General features: G+C 71.9%; 11 protein-coding genes and 1 pseudogene. 8 read left to right on the forward strand and 4 right to left on the reverse strand.

What is annotated here, in order from left to right; genetic code table 11:
- Positions 1-121: 121 nt before the first annotated feature.
- From SGLAU_RS28690 to SGLAU_RS28700, 3 genes are all read right to left on the reverse strand, one after another.
- On the reverse strand, positions 122-2,707 hold the full coding sequence (locus tag SGLAU_RS28690) for a DUF262 domain-containing protein (RefSeq protein WP_043505431.1): 2,586 nt from the start codon (positions 2,705-2,707) through the stop codon (positions 122-124).
- A 204-nt stretch (positions 2,708-2,911) separates the two neighbouring features.
- Positions 2,912-4,135: a metallophosphoesterase gene (locus SGLAU_RS28695; RefSeq protein WP_043505432.1), complete on the reverse strand. Its 1,224-nt coding sequence runs from the start codon at positions 4,133-4,135 to the stop codon at positions 2,912-2,914.
- A 422-nt stretch (positions 4,136-4,557) separates the two neighbouring features.
- Positions 4,558-7,548 carry a S8 family serine peptidase gene (locus SGLAU_RS28700; protein ID WP_244315275.1) on the reverse strand — a complete coding sequence of 997 codons (2,991 nt, stop codon included), beginning with the start codon at positions 7,546-7,548 and terminating at the stop codon, positions 4,558-4,560.
- 278 nt (positions 7,549-7,826) lie between these two features.
- On the opposite strand from SGLAU_RS28700, the gene SGLAU_RS28705 reads away from it, so the two are divergent.
- The 3 genes and pseudogenes from SGLAU_RS28705 (at position 7,827) to SGLAU_RS28710 (ending at position 9,628) form a co-directional block, all read left to right on the forward strand.
- The gene (locus SGLAU_RS28705) at positions 7,827-8,810 is read left to right on the forward strand and encodes a transcriptional regulator (protein WP_043505435.1); all 984 of its coding nucleotides are present in this window, start codon (positions 7,827-7,829) and stop codon (positions 8,808-8,810) included.
- Positions 8,811-9,181: 371 nt separating this feature from the next.
- Positions 9,182-9,313: pseudogene (locus tag SGLAU_RS36775) on the forward strand (Lrp/AsnC family transcriptional regulator); the annotation flags it as partial.
- A gap of 3 nt (positions 9,314-9,316) precedes the next feature.
- The gene (locus SGLAU_RS28710; protein WP_244315361.1) at positions 9,317-9,628 is read left to right on the forward strand and encodes an Lrp/AsnC family transcriptional regulator; all 312 of its coding nucleotides are present in this window, start codon (positions 9,317-9,319) and stop codon (positions 9,626-9,628) included.
- Between the two features lie 132 nt (positions 9,629-9,760).
- On the opposite strand, the gene SGLAU_RS28715 is transcribed toward SGLAU_RS28710, so the two are convergent.
- Positions 9,761-12,484, reverse strand: a complete 2,724-nt coding sequence (locus tag SGLAU_RS28715) for a LuxR C-terminal-related transcriptional regulator (RefSeq protein ID WP_078957944.1) — start codon at positions 12,482-12,484, stop codon at positions 9,761-9,763.
- 178 nt (positions 12,485-12,662) lie between these two features.
- Between SGLAU_RS28715 and SGLAU_RS28720 the strand changes: the two genes are divergently transcribed.
- The 5 genes from SGLAU_RS28720 (at position 12,663) to SGLAU_RS28740 (ending at position 18,173) form a co-directional block, all read left to right on the forward strand.
- On the forward strand, positions 12,663-14,834 hold the full coding sequence (locus SGLAU_RS28720; RefSeq protein ID WP_043505437.1) for a M4 family metallopeptidase: 2,172 nt from the start codon (positions 12,663-12,665) through the stop codon (positions 14,832-14,834).
- Between the two features lie 209 nt (positions 14,835-15,043).
- The gene (locus SGLAU_RS28725) at positions 15,044-16,330 is read left to right on the forward strand and encodes a phytase (RefSeq protein ID WP_043505439.1); all 1,287 of its coding nucleotides are present in this window, start codon (positions 15,044-15,046) and stop codon (positions 16,328-16,330) included.
- A 398-nt stretch (positions 16,331-16,728) separates the two neighbouring features.
- Positions 16,729-17,148 (forward strand): aspartate 1-decarboxylase, encoded by a 420-nt coding sequence (gene panD, locus SGLAU_RS28730; protein ID WP_043505440.1) that lies wholly within the window; start codon positions 16,729-16,731, stop codon positions 17,146-17,148.
- 21 nt (positions 17,149-17,169) lie between these two features.
- A complete protein-coding gene (locus SGLAU_RS28735; protein WP_043505441.1) occupies positions 17,170-17,514 on the forward strand; it encodes a GNAT family N-acetyltransferase in 345 nt (114 codons plus the stop codon).
- Between the two features lie 14 nt (positions 17,515-17,528).
- Positions 17,529-18,173, forward strand: coding sequence for an aspartate/glutamate racemase family protein (locus SGLAU_RS28740; RefSeq protein WP_043505442.1), 645 nt, complete (start codon positions 17,529-17,531; stop codon positions 18,171-18,173).
- Positions 18,174-18,637 lie beyond the last annotated feature (464 nt).

Raw genomic sequence — 18,637 nt, forward strand, 5'->3', positions numbered from 1 at the left:
TCCGACGGTGAGTCCGGACGGGGACTGTTCCTGGTCGCCTCGTTTGCCGACGCCTGGGGCTGCGAGCCGTACCCGCCGGGCGGCAATTCGGTGTGGGGGGAATGCGCCCGGCCGGCACCGCTCAGGACGAGGCCCGGCCCTCCCAGCGGTCCCGGAACCACGTCAGCGTCTCGATGAGCAGTTCCTGGTTGCGGTCCTTCTCCAGCAGAGACAGCCGGATGTTGGGACGCAGCTCCAGCTTGCCCTCCGGGATGTCGACACCGTCCAGGGCGTTGAGACGGGCCAGCAGTTCGGCGCGTAGGGCGCGGTCGGTGAACGGCTCCCGCGCGGCCATGTACTGGAACACCACCTCTGCCGTACCCCCGCGTCCGGCGCCGGGGTAGAGCGTCATCGGCCAGATGCCGCGACCGGGGCCGCCCGCCCCGCCGAGCATGAGGTACGCGCTCGTGGTGACGTGTCCGGCGCCGTGGCCGATCCAGCCTCCCAGTGACTCCCAGTGGGCGAAGAGCACGCGAACCGCTTCGACCGTCTCGGGGGAGTCGTCGGCGGCGAGCTGGCGGAAGAACCGTTCGGCGCGGGTCTCCTCGCCCGGCGCTCCCGCGGTTCCGTCCTGAGCCGTGTCCTCACCGTCCGCCCGGTCGTCGTCCGTGCCGGCGAGCAGCGCGGCGAGGTCGTCGGCGGTGAGCCGCTGGGCCGGGTCGGCGGCCCCGGTGGCCGTGAAGCGGACGCCGTCGGCGGCCAGCCGAGCCCGGACGTCGTCACTTCCCGCATCCTGGGGCGCCGCCCACCGGAAGCCGTCGGAAACCTTGCCCTCAGAGGTGAGGACACGGTACGCGTTGACCACTCCGGGGGTGTTGGCCAGGTGGTTGCCCACAGCCTGGGCCCCGGAGCCGAGGAACGCGGCGAGGTCGCCGTACGAGGTCCAGGTGCCGTGGGGGAGCGCGGCGAGGACCTGGTGGGCGAGTTGCCAGTCGCGGTTGCGTTCCGCGCGGCCCACTCCGCGCAGCGGGGCCGGCCACAACGCGATGGCGCGGTCGGCGAGCTCGTCGGCGCGGGCCAGGATCTCGCGCACGCCCCAGCGCTCGGTGGCGGCGATGCGGCGGTTCATCTCCAGGTGACTGCCCCGCAGCAGGCCCTGCTTGCGCTCGAAGGGATGGTTGGACAGCTCCGCGTTGACCGCGGTGAGCGTCAGGTTGCCGAGGGTGTGCTGGAACCGGGCGTGCAGTTCCTCCGCGGTTTCGCCCTCGTCGGTCTCCTCGTCCAGGGCGCGCAGCCACTCGTCACCGGGCGACTGCGGCATGACGTGCTCGACGGTGAGCTGCGCGGCGGCGAAGTCGACCGGCTCGGGGTGACCGTAGCTCTCCTCCAACCGCTGCAGCACCAGCTTGCGCTGCTGCCACCGGCCGTACTGGTAGAACGGCGCCGTCCTGATCTTCTCGCGCAGTTCGGCGTCGTCGGGCCAGAAACGGTTCTCGGAGGACAGGAGCCGGTGCAGCCCCTCGGTGACGGGCACGTCGAGCGGGAGCTGTCCTGGCACGGCCTGGAAGATCCGGTTGAGGTTGTTGGTCGGGACCCGGCAGATCATCCGGCGGACGAGGAAGCTCTCGATGTACGCCAGGGCGCGGGCCGTCCCGGCGGAGTCCAGCTCCCCGCGCTCGCGCCGGTCGAGCAGCAGCATCAGGGCGGGGTAGGTGACGGCCGCCTGCCACGCGTCCAGGCGGCGGAGCGCAGCCCGCACCCCGGGATCGGGCTCCTCCTCGGGGTGCAGCAGCCGACGGAAGTGGGCGCTGCGACGGTGCAGTTCCTTGATGTACGCCTCGATCTCCGCGTCGCCGGCTTTCGTGTTCTCGAAGTGCCTCTGCTGGGCTGCGTAGAGGTCCTGGCGGCGGACCCGGTCATCTCCGTCGAGTACGAGTTGCAGCCACATGAGCTGTTCCAGCTCGTCGTTGCTCAGGCTCCTCTGCAGGGGGAGCCAGTAGGTTTCGTAGACGTGCTCGCCGCGCGCTTGGAGCTTCATGAAGAGGTAGTTGCGCAGCAGGTCGGCCTGGCTCAGCTTGAGGCCGGTGTTGTTGAGCGACTCGAAGATGCGGTGAACGTTGTCACCGCGCTCGGCGGTCACCGCCACCAGCGCGAGCCGGGAGGTGATCGCCTGCTCGATGCGGTAGACGTCCTGCGGAGCCGCCGGATCGTCCGCCTCGACGAGCTTCTTGCGGAAGAAGGCGTAGGCGGTGGCGACGCCGCTGTCCGTGTCCAGGTCGGTGCGGGGGCCGCGGATGTGGGCGGCGAACTGCTGGCGGTCCGCCTGGGTCGGCAGCAGGCGGAGGTGGTCGTTGCCGCTCTTCCACTTGTTGATCAGGTACTGCTCGCCGATGCGCTGCGCCTCGACCGGTGCGGTATCCGCGACGTGATCCCGGATGGCGGCCAGGGCCAGGGACAGCGTGGTCAGCCGTTGCTGGCCGTCGACGATGAGCCAGCGCGGGAACGTCGCGTCGTTCTGCGGTGACGGTGCGAGCACCACCGAACCGAGGAAGTGCGTGCTCCCGTTCTCTCCAGGCGACCCGAGCAGCCTGGCCTGTTCCAGGATGTCACTCCACAGCTGTTTGAGGTGCTTCTCGGTCCAGGCGTACGTCCGCTGGTAGAGCGGCACTTGGAACTGCTGGGCCCGGCCCTGCATGAGATCGGCGAACAACGTCTCCTTGGCGTGCATACCCCGGCCCCCTTGATCCTCGGACGTTCGCCGCCGATTACACCAGGCCCAACCGACCTCCGTGCCGGAATAGGCCCATGAACTGAGCAACGTCCGGAGAACCGGTCACTTCGTGGTTTCGGGGCTGCGCGAGGCCGAGCGAGTCGATCGGACCGCCGAACCGTTTCGTCTTCCCGGCCCGGCCGAGGGCGAGCCGAGCTCCCATCATGGAGTAGCCGTGGGCGGGTGCGGGCCGCGGAGTACGAGCAGGGTGATCTCGCTGGGGGCGAAGACGCGGAACGGCGGGCCCCAGAAGCCGGTGCCGCGGCTGGTGTAGAGGAGGGTGCGGGTGCCGTGGCGGCTGAGGCCGGCGAGGGCGGGCTGGTCGAGGCGGACCAGGTGGTGGAAGGGCCAGATCTGGCCGCCGTGGGTGTGGCCGGAGAGCTGGAGGTCGATGCCGGCGGCTGCCGCCCGGTCGACGAACTTGGGCTGGTGTGCCAGGAGCAGGACGGGCAGGTCGGGGTCGGCGCCCTTCAGGGCTCCGGCGAGGTGGGCGCGGTGGCCTGCGAGGCCGGAGGACTCGGCGGTGACGTCGTCCACGCCGGCGACCACGAGGGTGTCGCCTCCGCGTTCGATCAGCAGGTGGCGGTTGCGCAGCGGCTCCCAGCCGAGCTCGTCCATCAGGTCGACCCAGCCCTGGGCCTCGCTGTAGTACTCGTGGTTGCCGGTGACGTAGACCCGGGCCCGGGTGGCCCGCACGGTCCCGAGGGGCGCGGCCTGGGCGCGGCGGCGTTCGGCCGTGCCGTCCGCGATGTCGCCGGTGTGGCAGACCAGGTCGGCGTCCAGGGTGTTCACGGTCTCGCACACGCGCGCCGACCAGCGGGCGCGATCGAGCGGGCCGTAGTGGGTGTCCGTGATGAGGACGACGCGGAGGCCGTCCAGCCCGGCTCCCAGGCGCGGGAGCCGTACGTCGAGCCGGCGCACGCGCGGCACGCGGCGGGCCTCGGCGTATCCCCAGGCGAGCAGTGCGGCGGTGACGCCGAGGACGGCCCACGTGACGGTGCGGGCCCGGTCCTCGCTCCCGCCGACGCCGGCCACGGTCAGGGCGAGCCGCAGGAGGACGCCCAGCAGAACGGACCAGGTGAACAGGACCCAGCCGGCGCCCAGCAGGGTGTCACCGACGATCGCCGCCCGGTCCTGCTGGCGCGGGCCGTGGCCGCGTGCCATCGCGAGCGGCATGCCGACGAGGGCGAGGGCGGACAGAGCGGTGCCGGCCGACGTGACGGGCAGCGGCCAGTGCTGGCCCGTGTGCAGGAGCACCCAGCACGGCACGGCCCACAGCAGGACGGGGGCGATCAGGGGGACGTAGCGCATCAGGCGGTGCAGTCGGCTCGGCCGCGGCGCTGGCGCTTCACCTTCGGTGGGTCGGCTGCTGCTGGTGTCGGTCACGTTTCCCTCCCTGACCGGGCTGCCGTCCCGCGCACTGTACCGGGTCGGCTCCGGGCGGGCGGGCGGGCCGCGTTCGCGGACGGGCCCTCGGGGCAGTGGCCCGCCCGAGGGAGCCCGCTCACGGGAGCGAAGCGACGTTCCTCACTGCCTGGATGACGCGCAGAGCCGAAGTACTCAGGCGCGTGACGGGCTGCAAGGCGCAGCAGATCCACCCGTGCGGGTTCCAGGGCCCGGGCGGCGGCCGGAGGGGTCGAGGTCCTCCGACCGAGCCGACGACCGTCATGGACTTCTCCAACGGCGAGCTGCAGATCGTCCGCAGGGGCGCGGGCGACACCTCGCGGCTCAAGCAGCCGACATGTGCGCAGCACGTGTGCGGGGGCGGCACGCGTGTGCGTGCCGCCCCCGCAGGTGGGTGCCGGGATTCAGTTGAGGGTCAGGAAGGTGCCCGCCCCGTTGCCGTACTCGATCCAGGCGCCGGACCGGGTGTCCGCCGGGACGCCGGACCAGGCGGCGGTCAGGTCGGTCGGCACGCCGGGGGTGACGCGGGCCCGGTCGGGCGTGACCGTGACCCTGCCGGTGGCGGGGCTGTCCGCGGTGATGTGGTTCGCCTGATAGGTGTACGGGGTGACGGTCTCGTCGTCCGTCCCCATGGCGACCAGGGAGACGAAGAGGGCGTCGGCCGTGGGATGCGGCACGGTGATGGTGACCGTTCCGTCACTGTCGGGGACGGCGACTTGGACGTCCTGAAGGACCCCGTCGACCTTGTTGCCCCACAGGACGCCCGTGATCGTGTCGTCCGCTGCGTCGAAGCGGACCGTGATCTGCGACGCCTTGGTGTCGGACGGGATCTCGGCGTCGTAGGAGATCTGCTGCATCTGGGTCAGGGTGCCCTCGGTGACCGGCGAGGTGACCGGTCCGTAGGCGGTGGCCGTCAGGGTGCTGGTGGCCGGGGTGACCGGGAACTTGGTCGAGCCGCTGGAGCCGGAGCCCTTGATCTCGGCGGGGGCGCGGACGATCTGCGGGGTGACGACGATCGGGCTGCGGACGGTGGTGCGGCCGGAGGTCCAGGTGAGGGCCCCGGTGTCGACGCGTCCGGCGGGCGCGGTGGTCACGTCCAGTGTGACGGTGAAGGTCCGCTTTTGGCCGGGGTGGCTGAAGTGCAGTACGGACGGGCTCACGGTGGCCTTGATGCCGGGGAGGTCCACCCGGGCTCGGTAGGTGCCGGCCGTGGTCGCGGTGACGGTGCGGGTGACGGTCTGCTTGCCGAAGAGGTCGCCGATGGCTATGGACGGGTAGTTGAGGTCGCTCGGGTCGATGGCCTTGACGCCGGTTCCGGTGTCTACACCGGAACCCTCGAGGTACGCGAGCCAGTCCCGCTCACCCGAGTCGTAGACGAGTCCGGGCCGCAGCATGGCCCGTGCGTCCACCTCGCCGGCGCCCTGTGCGAAGGCGTCGTCGCTGTTCTTGCCGTCCGCGGTCTTCGTCGGCGCGGCGGTGGTCATCATGGCCGACTTGATGCTCATCGGGGACCAGGTGGGGTGCTCCGAGAGGTAGAGCGCCGCCAGGCCGCTGATGTGCGGGGTGGCCATGGAGGTGCCGGAGTAGTAGTCGAAGTCGTGGCCGTGGTTGCCGTCCGGGGACACGGCCGCGAGGATCGTGACGCCGGGCGCGGTGATGTCGGGCTTGAGCAGGTCACCGTTGCCGGTGAGCGAGGGGCCGCGCGAGGAGAAGCCGGCCACCTGCGGGTAGACGTCCGAGGCGCCTCCCTCGGTGAGGGTGGCGGTGGCTCCGTCCGTGGCGGCGTAGGTGCGCACGGGGGCCGCGTCCGCGTTGTCGAGGTGGACGGTCGGCACGCTGTGCAGGTCGCCGTCCGTGCCCTCGTTGCCGGGGTTCACCAGGACGAGGCCGATGCCGCCGGCCCGCTTGACCTCGGCGGACTTGTCGGCGCGGCCGTTGACGCCCCGTTCGCAGACGACGATCTTCCCGGCCGTGCGGGCGGGGTCGAGGGAGTCCGGCATGCAGTAGTCCGCGTAGACGTCCACGGTGTCGGGGACCCGGACCGCGGAGCCCCGGACGAGCGGGGCGGGGCCGACCTGCCGGCGCACGGTGGTGCTGATGCCGGTGTGGCTCGCGCCGTTGCCGAGGGTCACCGTGCCGGTGTGCGACTTGATGGTGCCCGCGGCGACCGTGGTGGTCCAGGGCGCGGTGTTGTCGAGGCTGGACGCCCCGGGGCCGGAGTTGCCCGCGGCGGTGGCGACGAAGACTCCGGCCGCGGCTGCGTTGCGGAGCGCGACCTGTGCCGGGTTGTCGTACGCGCTCTCGAACGTGCCGCCGAGCGAGTAGTTGATGACGTCCACGCCGTCGGCGACGGCCTGGTCGATGGCGGCGACGATGTCGCTGGTCAGACCGCCGTCCGCTTGGCCGTCCTTGCTCTGCCAGAGGGCTTTGTAGACGGCGATGGTGGCTGCCGGGGCCACGCCGGAGACGGTGCCGAGGTCCTCACCGTCGACCTTGGCGCGGACGTCGGCGTTGCCGGCCGCGGTGGCCGCCGTGTGGGTGCCGTGGCCCTGGCTGTCGCGCGGGGAGACGTATCCGGCCCGGTTGGACTCCGGGACGGCGTCCAACCATGCCTCGCCGAAGTAGCGGGCGCTGATGACCTTCTCGTTGCAGGCCGCGGCGGTGAAGCTGTCGCCGGTCTGGCAGGTGCCCTTGAAGGTTCCGCCGTCCGCCTTGTGCATCACCGTGGTCGTGCCTACGCGGTAGGGGCGGTGGCGGTCCGTCCTGCCGGGCTTGCGGGAACTCAGGGCCGGGGCGGCGAAGGAGGGGTTCTCGGGCCAGATGCCCGTGTCGATGTCGCCGATGACGATGCCCTTGCCGGCCTCGGCGGTCCCGCCGAGGGCCTTCCACAGCCCCTTGCGGCCGGAGAGTCCGAGGAAGTCGGTGGAGTTCCGGTCGTCGGTGGCCTGGTGGAAGCGGTCGGGGGCGATGTGCACGACGTTACCGATGTGGGCGAGGCGCACCAGTTGGCGGGCGTCGAGCCGGGCGCTGAAGGTGTTGGTGGTGACCGCGTAGTGCTGCCGGACGGTGGCGCCGACCTTCTTGGCGACGCGGACCTGCTGGTCCGTCAGGTGGGCGCGGTACCGCCTGGCGGCGGCCGATGCGACATCGAGCTTGCCGCCCTCGGCGGGCTTCGTGGCGGCGAGGTCGCGCACCCCGCCGTCGTAGGTGACCAAGGGCTCGCCGGCGAGGGTGACCAGGTAGGTGCCCGTGGCGGATTCGGCGATCGGAGCGGCGGCGGGGACGGCGGTGGCGGTCGAGGCGAGGGGAAGGCTGAGCGAGGCGAAGGCGGTGGTGAGCAAGCCGGCGAGGCCGGCTCGCCGGTTGCGCGATGTTCTACGCGGCAGGAGTGACACGGACCCTCCTCATGGATTTCCACGCACGCCGGAGAGACGAGCGTGGGGGCTCGCCTGCGGTGTGCGCTGGGGCGGGAATTTCCGAACCGCCCGGCACCAGGGGTGACTGACGGGTAGTCCGGGATGAGTGAACGCCGCGCGAATACCGACTGTCCAGATAATGTGATGGCGTCTTTGGCGTGGTGACCAAACGCGCCACGCGTGGGAAGACCGGTCGGCCCCGCACCGGGGCATGGGCCTCCCGGTGCTGTCATCTCGTGTGGCAAGGAGGGCTGGCTGTGCTGGAAGCCGTGGGTGTGAGCGCGTTCGACGAGAACGTGTACCGGGCGGTGCTGTCGGCGCAGCAGTGCACGGTGGCCGATCTCGCGGAGAACGCGGGCGCCGGAGTGGCGCGTACCGGGCAGGCGTTGAAGCGGCTGGCTGACCTCGGCCTCGTGCGGCGGGTGGGCCGGGGCCGCTGGGAAGCGGTAAGCCCCCGGTCGGCGCTCTCGGCCCTGCTGCACCGGCGTCGGTCCGAAGCGGAGACGATGTACGGCGAGGTGGAGGCGGAACTAGCGGCACTTCATCGCCTTTACTGGGCCAATCAGCTGCAGTCGGACCCGGAAGCCCTGGTGGAGGTGCTCTCGGACCCGGAGACGATCGCCAGGCGGATCGACGAGGTGAACCGGTCCGTCACCACCCATTTGTGGACGCTGGACAAGCCGCCGTACCTGGACGCGGTCGGTCAGCCGCACTTCCACGAGCAGGAGAAGACGACCACCCGCGAATGGGTGGAGCGCGGCGTGGACATCCGGGGCGTGTACTGCCTGGAGTCGATCGATCCGCCCGGCCGGATGGAGACCGTCCTGCGGCTCGCTGCGCTCGGCGAGAAGTCACGGCTGCTGCGTCATCTCCCCTTCAAGGCGCGGATCGTGGACCGCAGAGTGGCGATGGTGCCGCTGACCGGTGGCAGCAAGGAATCCATCGTCCTCGTGCATCCGTCGGGCCTGCTGGACGGGCTGATCGAGCTGTTCGAGGCGTACTGGGAACGCGCCGAACCCCTGCTCGCCCCTCAGGTGGAGGAGGTGGAAGCGGGGCCCAGCGAGGAGGAGCTGGTGCTCGTGCGTCTGCTGCACGCCGGCTTCAAGGACCAAGCGATAGCCCGGCAGTTGGGGGTCAGCGTACGCACGGCGACGCGGCGGGTGGCGGCTCTGATGCGCACACTGGACGCCGATACGCGGTTCCAGGCGGGGGTCCGGGCGCGGGAGCGCGGCTGGATCTGAGCCTGCCCTACGGTTGCCCGGCCTTCGCCCCCTCGTGCGTCCGGTCCTTGAAAGCCAGCTCATGTGGCTGGCTCGGTGGACCACGAGCCGGTTCGATGCCCGGCCGGCCCCAGGATGTGGGGCCGGCCGCGGGGTGCCGGGGATACCCGCGCACCTGTCACCTGGTCGGAGTCCGCGCCGTAGGGGTTGGCCGGTGCGGTCCTCCTGCCGGGGATCACCCGGACGCCATGACGATGGCAGGGCGACGTTCCCCAGGCGATAGGCCGGGCATCATCACGCACATGTTGAGCGTGATGCACTCGGTCTGTAACGATCAGTGGAGCTTTCGGCGCGTGACTTATGCGTGACGCGCATGATTCGGGGAGTTGGCCGTGGACGCGATCGACCGTCACATACTGAACATCCTCCGCAAGGACGGGCGGGCGCCCGTGTCGGAGATCGCGCGTGCTGTGGGACTCTCGGCGGCTCCGTGCGCGCGCCGCATCGAGCGTATGGAGAGGGCGGGTGTGATCCGCGGATACACCGCGGTCATCGAGGACAGCCGGGCGGGCATGCTCCAGGCGTTCATCGAGATCCGCCTGCTCGGCGCGACCGACAGTGACGAGATCGAGGGCATCGCCGAGAGCATCCCGGAGATCGAGGAGAGCCACAGCATCGCCGGCACCTCCGACGCTCTGCTCAAGCTCCGGGTCAGGGACGTGAAGCATCTTCAGCAGGTGATCAACGCCGTACGCCGGACCGGCAAGGTGGAGGGCACCAAGACCTTCATCATCATGAACACCTGGACCCGCGCGACCGCGCGTGCCGGCACCCCGTAACCCCGAAACGACGTCGTGCCGTTGCCCGGAGGCCGTCCGCCTGCCGACGGCGGACTCGATCGGTGGTGCGCGCCCGACGTCGTGGCCCGGTACGCGGCTGAGATCGGCGGCTCCCGCAGCGGTACGGGCGGGTCACTCACGTGCTGGTGTGACGGTGTGCGCCAACTGGAAGCGTGAGTGCAGGCCGAGTTTCCGGTAGACGCGGGTGAGGGTCGCTTCGACCGTCTTGACGCTGACGGTGAGGGTGGTGGCGATGTCGCGGTTGCTCACTCCGGCGGCGGCGAGTTCGGCGCAGCGTTGTTCGGCCGGGGTGAGGCGGGGGCGGTCGTTGTGGTCCGTGGGCGCGTCTTCCAGTCGGCCGAGGGTGCGCGCGGCGGTTTCGGCCCAGGGGTGTGCCCGGTGGGCGGTGAAGAGGTCGGCGGCGCTTTGCGCGGCGGCGCGGGCGCTGGCGCGGCGGCGTCCGCGTCGTTCGGTGTGGCTGAGCGCCAGGAGGGTCCGGCCCCGTTCGAGGGGAAGGTGGCGGAGCCGGTCGGCCGCTTCGGTGAGGCGCCGGGCCGCGGTGTCGTAGTGGCCGCGGGCGGCGTCCAGGAGCGCCTGGGAGCGTTCGAGGGAGGGAAGCACGGTGTCCCTGCCGAGGTCGGTCGCGGTGCGGCGGGTGTCGTCCAGGAGGCTTCGCGCCTGGTCGAGGCGGCCGAGGGCGATGAGGGTCTCGGCGAGCTCGGGATGCCAGCGCAGGACGGACGGGTCGCGGACCTGCTGAAGTCCCTCCAGGTCCCGCACCTCCTCCAGGGCCTCCAGGGCTTCCTTGGGGCGGCCGGTGGCCAGGAGGAGGTGGCCTAGGGCGAAGAGGTTGCGGGAGAGGAAGACCTTGTTGTCCTCCTGCCGGGCGGTGTCCACACCGCGGCGCGCGTGGACGAGGGCGAGGTCGGTGCGCCGGGCGGCGCCCTCGACGAGGGCGGAGGTGTAACAGGCCGGTGCGGCCGACAGGGCGGTCCCGTCGGTCAGCGCCTGCGCGCGGTGGGCATGGTCGAGTGCTCTGGCGCACCGTCCGGCCCGGAGTTCGGCCTCGGCGAGGCTGCGCAGGACGTCCACGGTCGCCTCGGCGTCTCCCGTCCGCTCGGCTTCGACGAGCAGGGGAAGCAGAGCGGTGCGGGCCTCGTCCGGGCGGTCGTCGAAGAGGGCGTGCCGGGCGGCGAGGTGCTGAGGTGTGCCGTTGACGGGGATGGAGGCGGCGCGTGGCAGGGACAGGGCACGGCTGAGCGTGGTCCCGGCGTCGGGATGGCCGAGGACGCGTTGGAGGCGGGCCTGCATCGTGAGGGCCATGACGGCGGTGGTGGTGTCGCCGGCGCTCTCGGCGAGGGCGGTGGCCCGGCCGGCCAGGGCACACGCCCGGTGGGGGTCGCCCTCGTTGACGTTGGCCCAGACGGACTGGCGGATGAGGATCCGCGCAGTGAGGTCGGATCGTCCGGCCGCCGCGCGGAGTGCGGCGGCGAACAGTTCGTCCGCGCTGTACAGGTGCTGGCCGCTCGCGTCGATCAGGGCGACGAGGGCATCGACGCGCTGGTCCGGGGTGGTGTCCTGGCCCAGGACAAGGCGGGCGGCGGCCCGAGCGCGGGGGAGGTCACCGTAGTGGGCGGCGTCGCGTACGGCGGTCAGGGCCCGTTCGATGAGCAGGTCGCCGTCGTCCTGAGGGGTGCGCTGGGCGGCGAGGAGGGAGAGCTCCGCCGCGAGCACGTGGTCGCCTCGCTGCCGGGCGCGTACGGCGGCGCGGGCGGCGCGGCGGGCCGACCGCGGATCGTCGGCGTCGGCCGCCAGCACGGTGTGCCGGTCGCGGCGGACGCTGTCGCGGCTGGCCTCGGCCAGGCGAGCGTGCAGGAGCCTGCGCGCCTCGCCCGGCAGCCGGGCCACGAGTTCCGTGCCGATCGCGGAGGCGGTGAACCGCACGCTCCCGTCCACCCGTCCGATGTCGAACAGTCCCGCCGCCTCGGCCTGGGCGAGGAGGGCCTCGGCTGCCGGGCCGGCGAGGCGGCCGAGCAGTTCGAGGTCGGGCCGGTCATCGAGTGCGGCGAACGTCAGCAGTTCCTGTACCTGGACCGGTAGCTCGTCCAGCCACTCACCCACCAGTCGGCGGACCGTCGGCGGCAGGGCCGACTCGCTGACACCGTCCCGGTCCGGGAGCGGGCGCGAGGCGTCGGCCAGCGCCAGGGCCAGGGCCGGATTCCCGCCGCTGTACGCGTGGATGCGCGTGACCTCGCGGGGGGCGAGCCGGTACGGGGACAGCAAGGTCGCGACCTGAGGGGCCGTCAGGGGCGGGACGCGTACCGCGCACGCGTCCTCTCCGCACCAGTGGCTTCCGGCCCCCGGGCGCCAGGTGCGCTCGGCCGCGATGACGGGAAGGTCCGGAGCCAGGCGCAACGCCCAGCCCAGGACGGCCGCACTGGCCGGGTCCAGCCACTGGGCGTTGTCCACCACCAGCGTCATGGGCGGTGCCTCCCGCAGCAGATCAGCGGTCAGGCGGCGCAGCCGAAGTGCCCGACCGGCATCGTCCGGAGAACCGGACCGGCCGGCGGTCTCGTCGAGTGCCGCCGTCAGCTCCCGTGAAGCGGGCAGGGCCGGGAAGGCCAGCGCGAGTTCGAGCAGCCCGGTGTACGGGATCCCGGTGTCCTGTGGGCCCGGGGCCAGCCGGAGAACCGGCAGGCCCGACCGCCGTCCCAGGACACCGGCCGCGGTGGTCTTGCCGCTTCCGGGCGGCCCGAACAGGACCACCCGGCGGATGCCGTCCACGTCTTCCGGCACCACCGGCAGCACGGGACCGGCCTCGTGGGACGCGTTCATCCCCATCGCAGAGTCTGGCATCGGGCCATGGTGCGCCCGCCGGACCCCCCCGTCCAGATCAAGGGGTTGCCCCGATGTCGGCCGCTCTCCGCATCTCTAGCCTCATGGCCACAACCGAGCCAACTGCCGCCGAACACCCCCCGCACTCCAGGTGACGTCGTGCGGCAATCCCCGACGAGGCCCGGTGGAAGGATTTGTCATGTACCGCAAAAACGCCTTGGCTGCCGGTGTCGCGGCAGCCCTCGCATGGGGTTCCGTCACCATGGTGGCCGCCCAGTCCACCGCCGCCCCCCAGCCCACCGCGGCCGCCGGCACATCCGCCGCCCAACCCGGCGCCGGCTTCCGGGCGATGACGGCTGACACGCGCAGCGAGGCGATACGCACGGCCAACCGGAACGCGGCCGCCACCGCCCGCGAACTCGGCCTGGGCCCCGACGAGCGCCTGGTGGCCAAGGACGTGCTGATCGACACCGACGGCACCCGGCACGTGCGCTACGACCGCACCTACAGAGGACTGCCGGTGATCGGCGGCGACCTGGTGGTCCACCTCGCCGAAGACGGCACGACCACCGGCTCGGACCTCGCGCACCAGGGCGCGATCAGGGTCGCCGGGACCACCCCGAAACTCACGGCCGCCGACGCCTCCGCCAAGGCCGTGAAGCACGCCAAGCACGTGAAGAAGGCGAAGGCCGGAAGCAAGGACAGCACCCTGGTGGTCTACGCGGTCGGCAAGATCCCCGTCCTCGCCTACCGCTCGACCGTCACCGGCGCGGGCGAGACCGGCCCCACCTCGCGGGAGGCGGTGATCGTCGACGCCACGACCGGCGCGCTGCTGGACCAGTACGAGCTGCACCAGAACGCCACGGGCACCGGAAACGGCGTCACCGTCGGCCAGGTCTCCATCGAGACCACCCAGACCGGCAGCGGCTACACCCTCACCGACCCCGCGCACGGCGGCACGATCGTCTACGACTCCTACAACAGCCCCCAGTCAAACCCCAGGCAGAACGCCCGGGCCTTCTCCAAGACCACCAACTCCTGGGGCAACGGCACCACGTCCAGCCGCGAGAGCGCCGCCGTGGACGCCTCCTATGGCCTGGCGAAGACCTGGGACTACTACAAGAACTCCTTCAACCGCTCCGGCATCCGCAACGACGGCCGCGGCGCCCGCGCCTACGTCCACGTCGACACCAACCTGCTGAACGCCTTCTACGACGACAACTGCTTCTGCATGTACTTCGGCGACGGCTCCTCGCAGAACGGCAACACCCCGCTCGCCACGCTCGACGTGGGCGGCCACGAGATGACCCACGGTGTCACCGCCGCCACCGCCAACCTCACCTACTCCGGCGAGTCCGGCGGCCTCAACGAGGCCACCAGCGACATCTTCGGCACCATGGTCGAGTTCTCCGCCGGCAACGCCGGCGACCCGGGCGACTACTACATCGGCGAGAAGCTCAACATGTCGGGCGGTTACATGCGCCGGATGGACAACCCGGCCGCCGACGGCAGATCGCTGTCCTGCTGGAACTCCGGCGCCGGTTCGGCGGACGTGCACCTCTCCTCCGGCATCGGCAACCACTTCTTCTACCTGGCCGCCGAGGGCACCGGGGCGAAGACCATCGGCGGGCGCTCGCACACCGGCACCACCTGCAACAACGACTCCTTCGCGGGCATCGGCAAGGACAAGGCCGCCGCGGTCTGGTACCGGGCGCTGACCACCTACATGACCTCCACCACCAACTACGCCGGCGCCCGCACCGCCACCCTGCAGGCCGCCGCCGACCTGTACGGCGCCAACTCCCAGGAGCGCTACCTCGTCTCCAAGGCGTGGGCAGCCGTCAGCGTCGGCACCGCCCTGCCCGACCCCGGCACGGGCACCCCCACCCCCTCGCCGACCACCCCGACGCCCTCTCCGACCACGCCTCCCGGCGGGAACGCGCTGACCAACGGCAGCTTCGAGCAGGGCACCGGCGGCTGGACCCAGAGCGACAACATCATCACCAACTCGTCCCTGCAGACCGCGCGCGACGGGTCCTGGTACGCCTGGATGATGGGCTACGGCGCCGACGCCGTCGAATCCCTGTCCCAGTCGAACGTCGCGGTGCCCTCCACCGGCACCCCGAAGCTCACCTTCTGGCTGAAGGTCTCCACCCAGGAGTCCGGCTCCACCGCCTATGACACCCTCAAGGTCAACGTCAACGGCACCACGCTGGCCACCTACTCCAACGCCGACGCGAGCTCCGGATACGTCCAGAAGACCGTCGACCTGTCCGCCTACAAGGGCCAGACGGTGAAGCTGGAGTTCGCCGGCACCGAAGACACCTACCTGTCGACCATCTTCCTGGTCGACCAGATCGCCATCGGCTGACCGGTCCCGCTCACCAGCAGTGCTCCTGTGGCCGGAGCACCCCTCGGGTGCTCCGGCCACAGGAGCCGTCGCATGCGCGGACGGCACGGTTCTCACTCCGCGGGTTTCGCGGTGTGTTCAACCGCCGTCCACATTTCCGTCGCGGACATGACAGGCATGGGCGCGAATGTCTTCCCGACAGGGCAAACCACCGCATACAAGGAAGAAACATGTCGATACGTCTGGCCGTTCGCGCCTCCACGCTCGCTCTCTGCACGACACTGGTGACCTCGTTCGCGCTCCCGGCGCAGGCGTCCGGGGTGGACACCGTCCTGCCGAAGGCCGAGACCGCGCCGCTGTTCGACGACGAGGCCGGCGGCGACGCCAACGCGGACGACCCGGCGATCTGGCGCAACGCCGCCGACCCGGGCCGCAGCCTGGTGATCGCGACCGCCAAGCAGGGTGGTCTGCGGGTCTACGACCTCGACGCGCGCCAGATGCAGTCCGTCCCCGCGCCGGCCGGGCCGAGCGCCGACGACAAGCCCGGTCGCTTCAACAACGTCGACCTCGTGCAGGGCCTGCGCCTGGGCGGCACCCGTGCGGACGTCGCGGTGGTCAGCGACCGCGGCAACGACCGGCTGCGGATCTACCGCATCGACCGGAACAAGACTGGCGGCCCGCTCACCGACATCACCGACCCGGGTGCGCGGCCCGTGTTCTCCGCCGACCAGGACGAGATCAACGAGCAGCAGACCGCGTACGGCCTGGCCACCTGGACCGACCGGGCCACCGGCCGCTCCTACGCCCTGGTCAGCCAGCGCAACCGCACCCGGATCTCCCTGCTCGAACTCATCGCCACCCCGGCCGGCACCGTCGACTACCGTCAGATCCGGACCCTCGACCTGCCCTCCTCGTTCCGCATGCCCAACGGCGCCTCCTGGACGCCCTGCGCCGAGCCGGGCGAACTGCCCCAGGTGGAGGGCATGGTCGTCGACCCCGCGGACGGCACCCTGTACGCGGGACAGGAGGACGTGGGCATCTGGCGCATCGACGCGGCTCTGACCGGTACACCGGTCCTGATCGACAAGGTCCGTGAGTACGGCGTCCCGGGCACGTACGACGAGGAGACCGAGGAGTGTGCGCCCGGCACCGACCCCGGCTTCGGCGGCACGCACCTCAGCGCCGACGTCGAGGGCCTGACCCTGGTCACCGAGGCGGACGGCGACGGTTACCTGCTCGCCTCCAGCCAGGGTGACAACACCTTCGTCGCGTACGACCGTGAGCGCGCCGAGCACAACGAGTACGAGAACACCTTCCGCATCGCCGCCGCCTCCGCCACGCTCGACGGCTCCGAGGTCTGCGACGGCGCCGCCGCCCTCAACGCCCCGCTCGGCACGCGCTACCCCAAGGGCCTGCTCGTCGTCCAGGACGGCGAGGAGACCCCCGGCGACGGCGACCGCGAGGCCACCGGCTTCAAGTTCGTCGACCTCGGCGAGGTCGTCGAAACCCTCGACTGACGCGTGAACGCCGCGGGCGCGCGGTGACGCCACCGTGCGCCCGTCCCACCACCCCGCCAGTACTGATCTTTTTGTTGGTTCTGTGGGGTGCGCTGCGCAGGCCGGCTTCCCGTCGACCGGCCCTCGCTCCCGACCGCGGTCCAGGCCGCCAGAGTGACGGTGATCACGGACGCCGTTCGCAGGGTGCTGCGTACGCTTGTGTGGTCGTCGCGGTGGGTGAGCGGGCGAAGGCCCTCCCTCAGCCACCTGATGATGTGTCAGAAAAGTCAGCAAGTGGTCAGCATGAGTCCTGAAGAACCCGGGGAAAGCTGCCCGAACGTGCGACTCGTTGTAGGGTGTGCAAACAGCCCTTGACCTGCAAAAACGCAGGCAGGGAGCCTACTTGTGGGAGTGCCCCAATGCTGCGTACCATGTTCAAGTCCAAGATCCACCGAGCCACGGTCACCCAGGCCGACCTGCACTACGTGGGATCGGTGACCATCGACGCGGATCTGCTGGACGCCGCCGATCTGCTCCCCGGGGAGCTGGTCCACATCGTCGACATCACCAACGGCGCCCGGCTGGAGACCTACGTCATCGAGGGGGAGCGCGGATCGGGTGTGGTCGGGATCAACGGGGCCGCCGCGCACCTCGTGCACCCCGGTGACCTGGTGATCATCATCAGTTACGCTCAGGTCACCGATGCCGAGGCCCGGGCGCTGGAGCCCCGGGTGGTGCACGTGGACCGCGACAACCGGATCGTGGATCTCGGCAGCGACCCGGGGGAGCCGGTGCCGGGCTCGGACCAGCAGCGCAGCCCGCAGGCCGTGCGGGGCTGACCGACGCACCAGGAGCGTGCCATGAGCGAGACCGAGATCCGCGACGACCGGGCGGCGGGCCGTCTGGAGGCCTTCGGCGAGGGTGAGGTCGTCGGGCACATCGAGTACTTCGTGCTCGACTCGCCGGCCCGCGCCCTGGTCCCCGTCCACACCATCGTCGAGCCGGCCCACGAGGGGAAGGGCATCGCGGGCTCGCTGGCGCGCGAGCTGTACGGCCTCGCCGAGCGCGAGGGCATCCCGGTCGCCCCGCTGTGCCCGTACGTCGTCAAGTGGGCCGAACGCCACCCCGAGGAGGCGCCCGCGGCCGACCCGGAGCTGCTGCGCGCGGCGAAGCAGTGGCTGGCCGCCCATCCGGGGCGGTTCTGAACCCCGCCCGACCCGTGCTCGCCCTGCTGCACACCTCGCCCGTCCACGTCCCGGTCTTCGACGCGCTCCGCGACGCGGACCGGCCGGGACTGCGGCTGCGCCACCTGGTCCGGGAGGACCTGCTGGAGCGGGCCCGGCGGGACGGGCCCGGGGCCGTGGCCGGTGAGGTGCGGGCGGTGCTGGCGCGGGCCGCCGGTGCGGGGGCCCGCGCGGTGCTGTGCACCTGCTCGACCCTCGGCGGTGTCGCGGAGGGGGCGGCAGTCGCCGCCGGGGTGCCGGTGCTGCGCGTCGACCGCCCGATGGCGGCCGCCGCGGTGGCCGCGGGCCCGCGCGTCGTGGTGCTCGCCGCGCTGGAGAGCACGCTGGGGCCGACGGCCGGGCTGATCGAGGAGGAGGCCCGCCGCGCCGGACGCGCCGTCGCGGTGCGTACCGTGCTCGTCGACGGGGCCTGGTCCCGCTTCGAGGCGGGCGACAGCGAGGGGTACGTCCGCCGGGTGGCGGCGGCGGCCGACGCGCTGACCCCCGCTGGTGCCGACGTGATCGTGCTCGCCCAGGCCTCCATGGCTCCGGCGCAGCGGCTGACGACGACCGCCGTGCCCGTCCTGTCCAGCCCGCGTCCGGGCCTCGCCGCGGCCGCGGAGGCGGCGCTCGCCGGGTGAGCCCACCTGGACCGCCGTATTGACGCCCCCGGGTGAGTGCCGGACCGGACGCCGGGTATGCGGGGGAGTAGTCCAGAGCCACCGTTCGCAGACTGGCTGGAGGACAACCGTGACCGACCCGTACCCCGATCCCGTACAGCCGCCGCCGACCCCCGGACCCGATCCGTCGGCCCCCGAGCCGCCCCCCGGCCCCGTCCCGGCCCCGGAGCCGCCGCCGGCGCCCGAGCCGCCTCCCGGCCCGGTGCCCGGCCCCGACCCGGCGCCGCAGCCTCCCGCGCCGGGGCCTCCGCCGGGGCCCGAGCCCGTCCCCGGGCCCGGCCCGTCCCCGGTCCCGCCGGCGCCCGAGCCGTCCCCGATTCCCCCGGGACCGGAACCGGTCCCGAACCCGGAACCCGGCCCGCCCCTGAGCTGAGCCGGACCGAAGCACGCCCGGGCAGGAGGAAGCGGGAGGTCGCGGTGGGCGC

This window comes from Streptomyces glaucescens, from assembly GCF_000761215.1.
GTDB classification, from domain to species: Bacteria; Actinomycetota; Actinomycetes; order Streptomycetales; family Streptomycetaceae; genus Streptomyces; species Streptomyces glaucescens_B.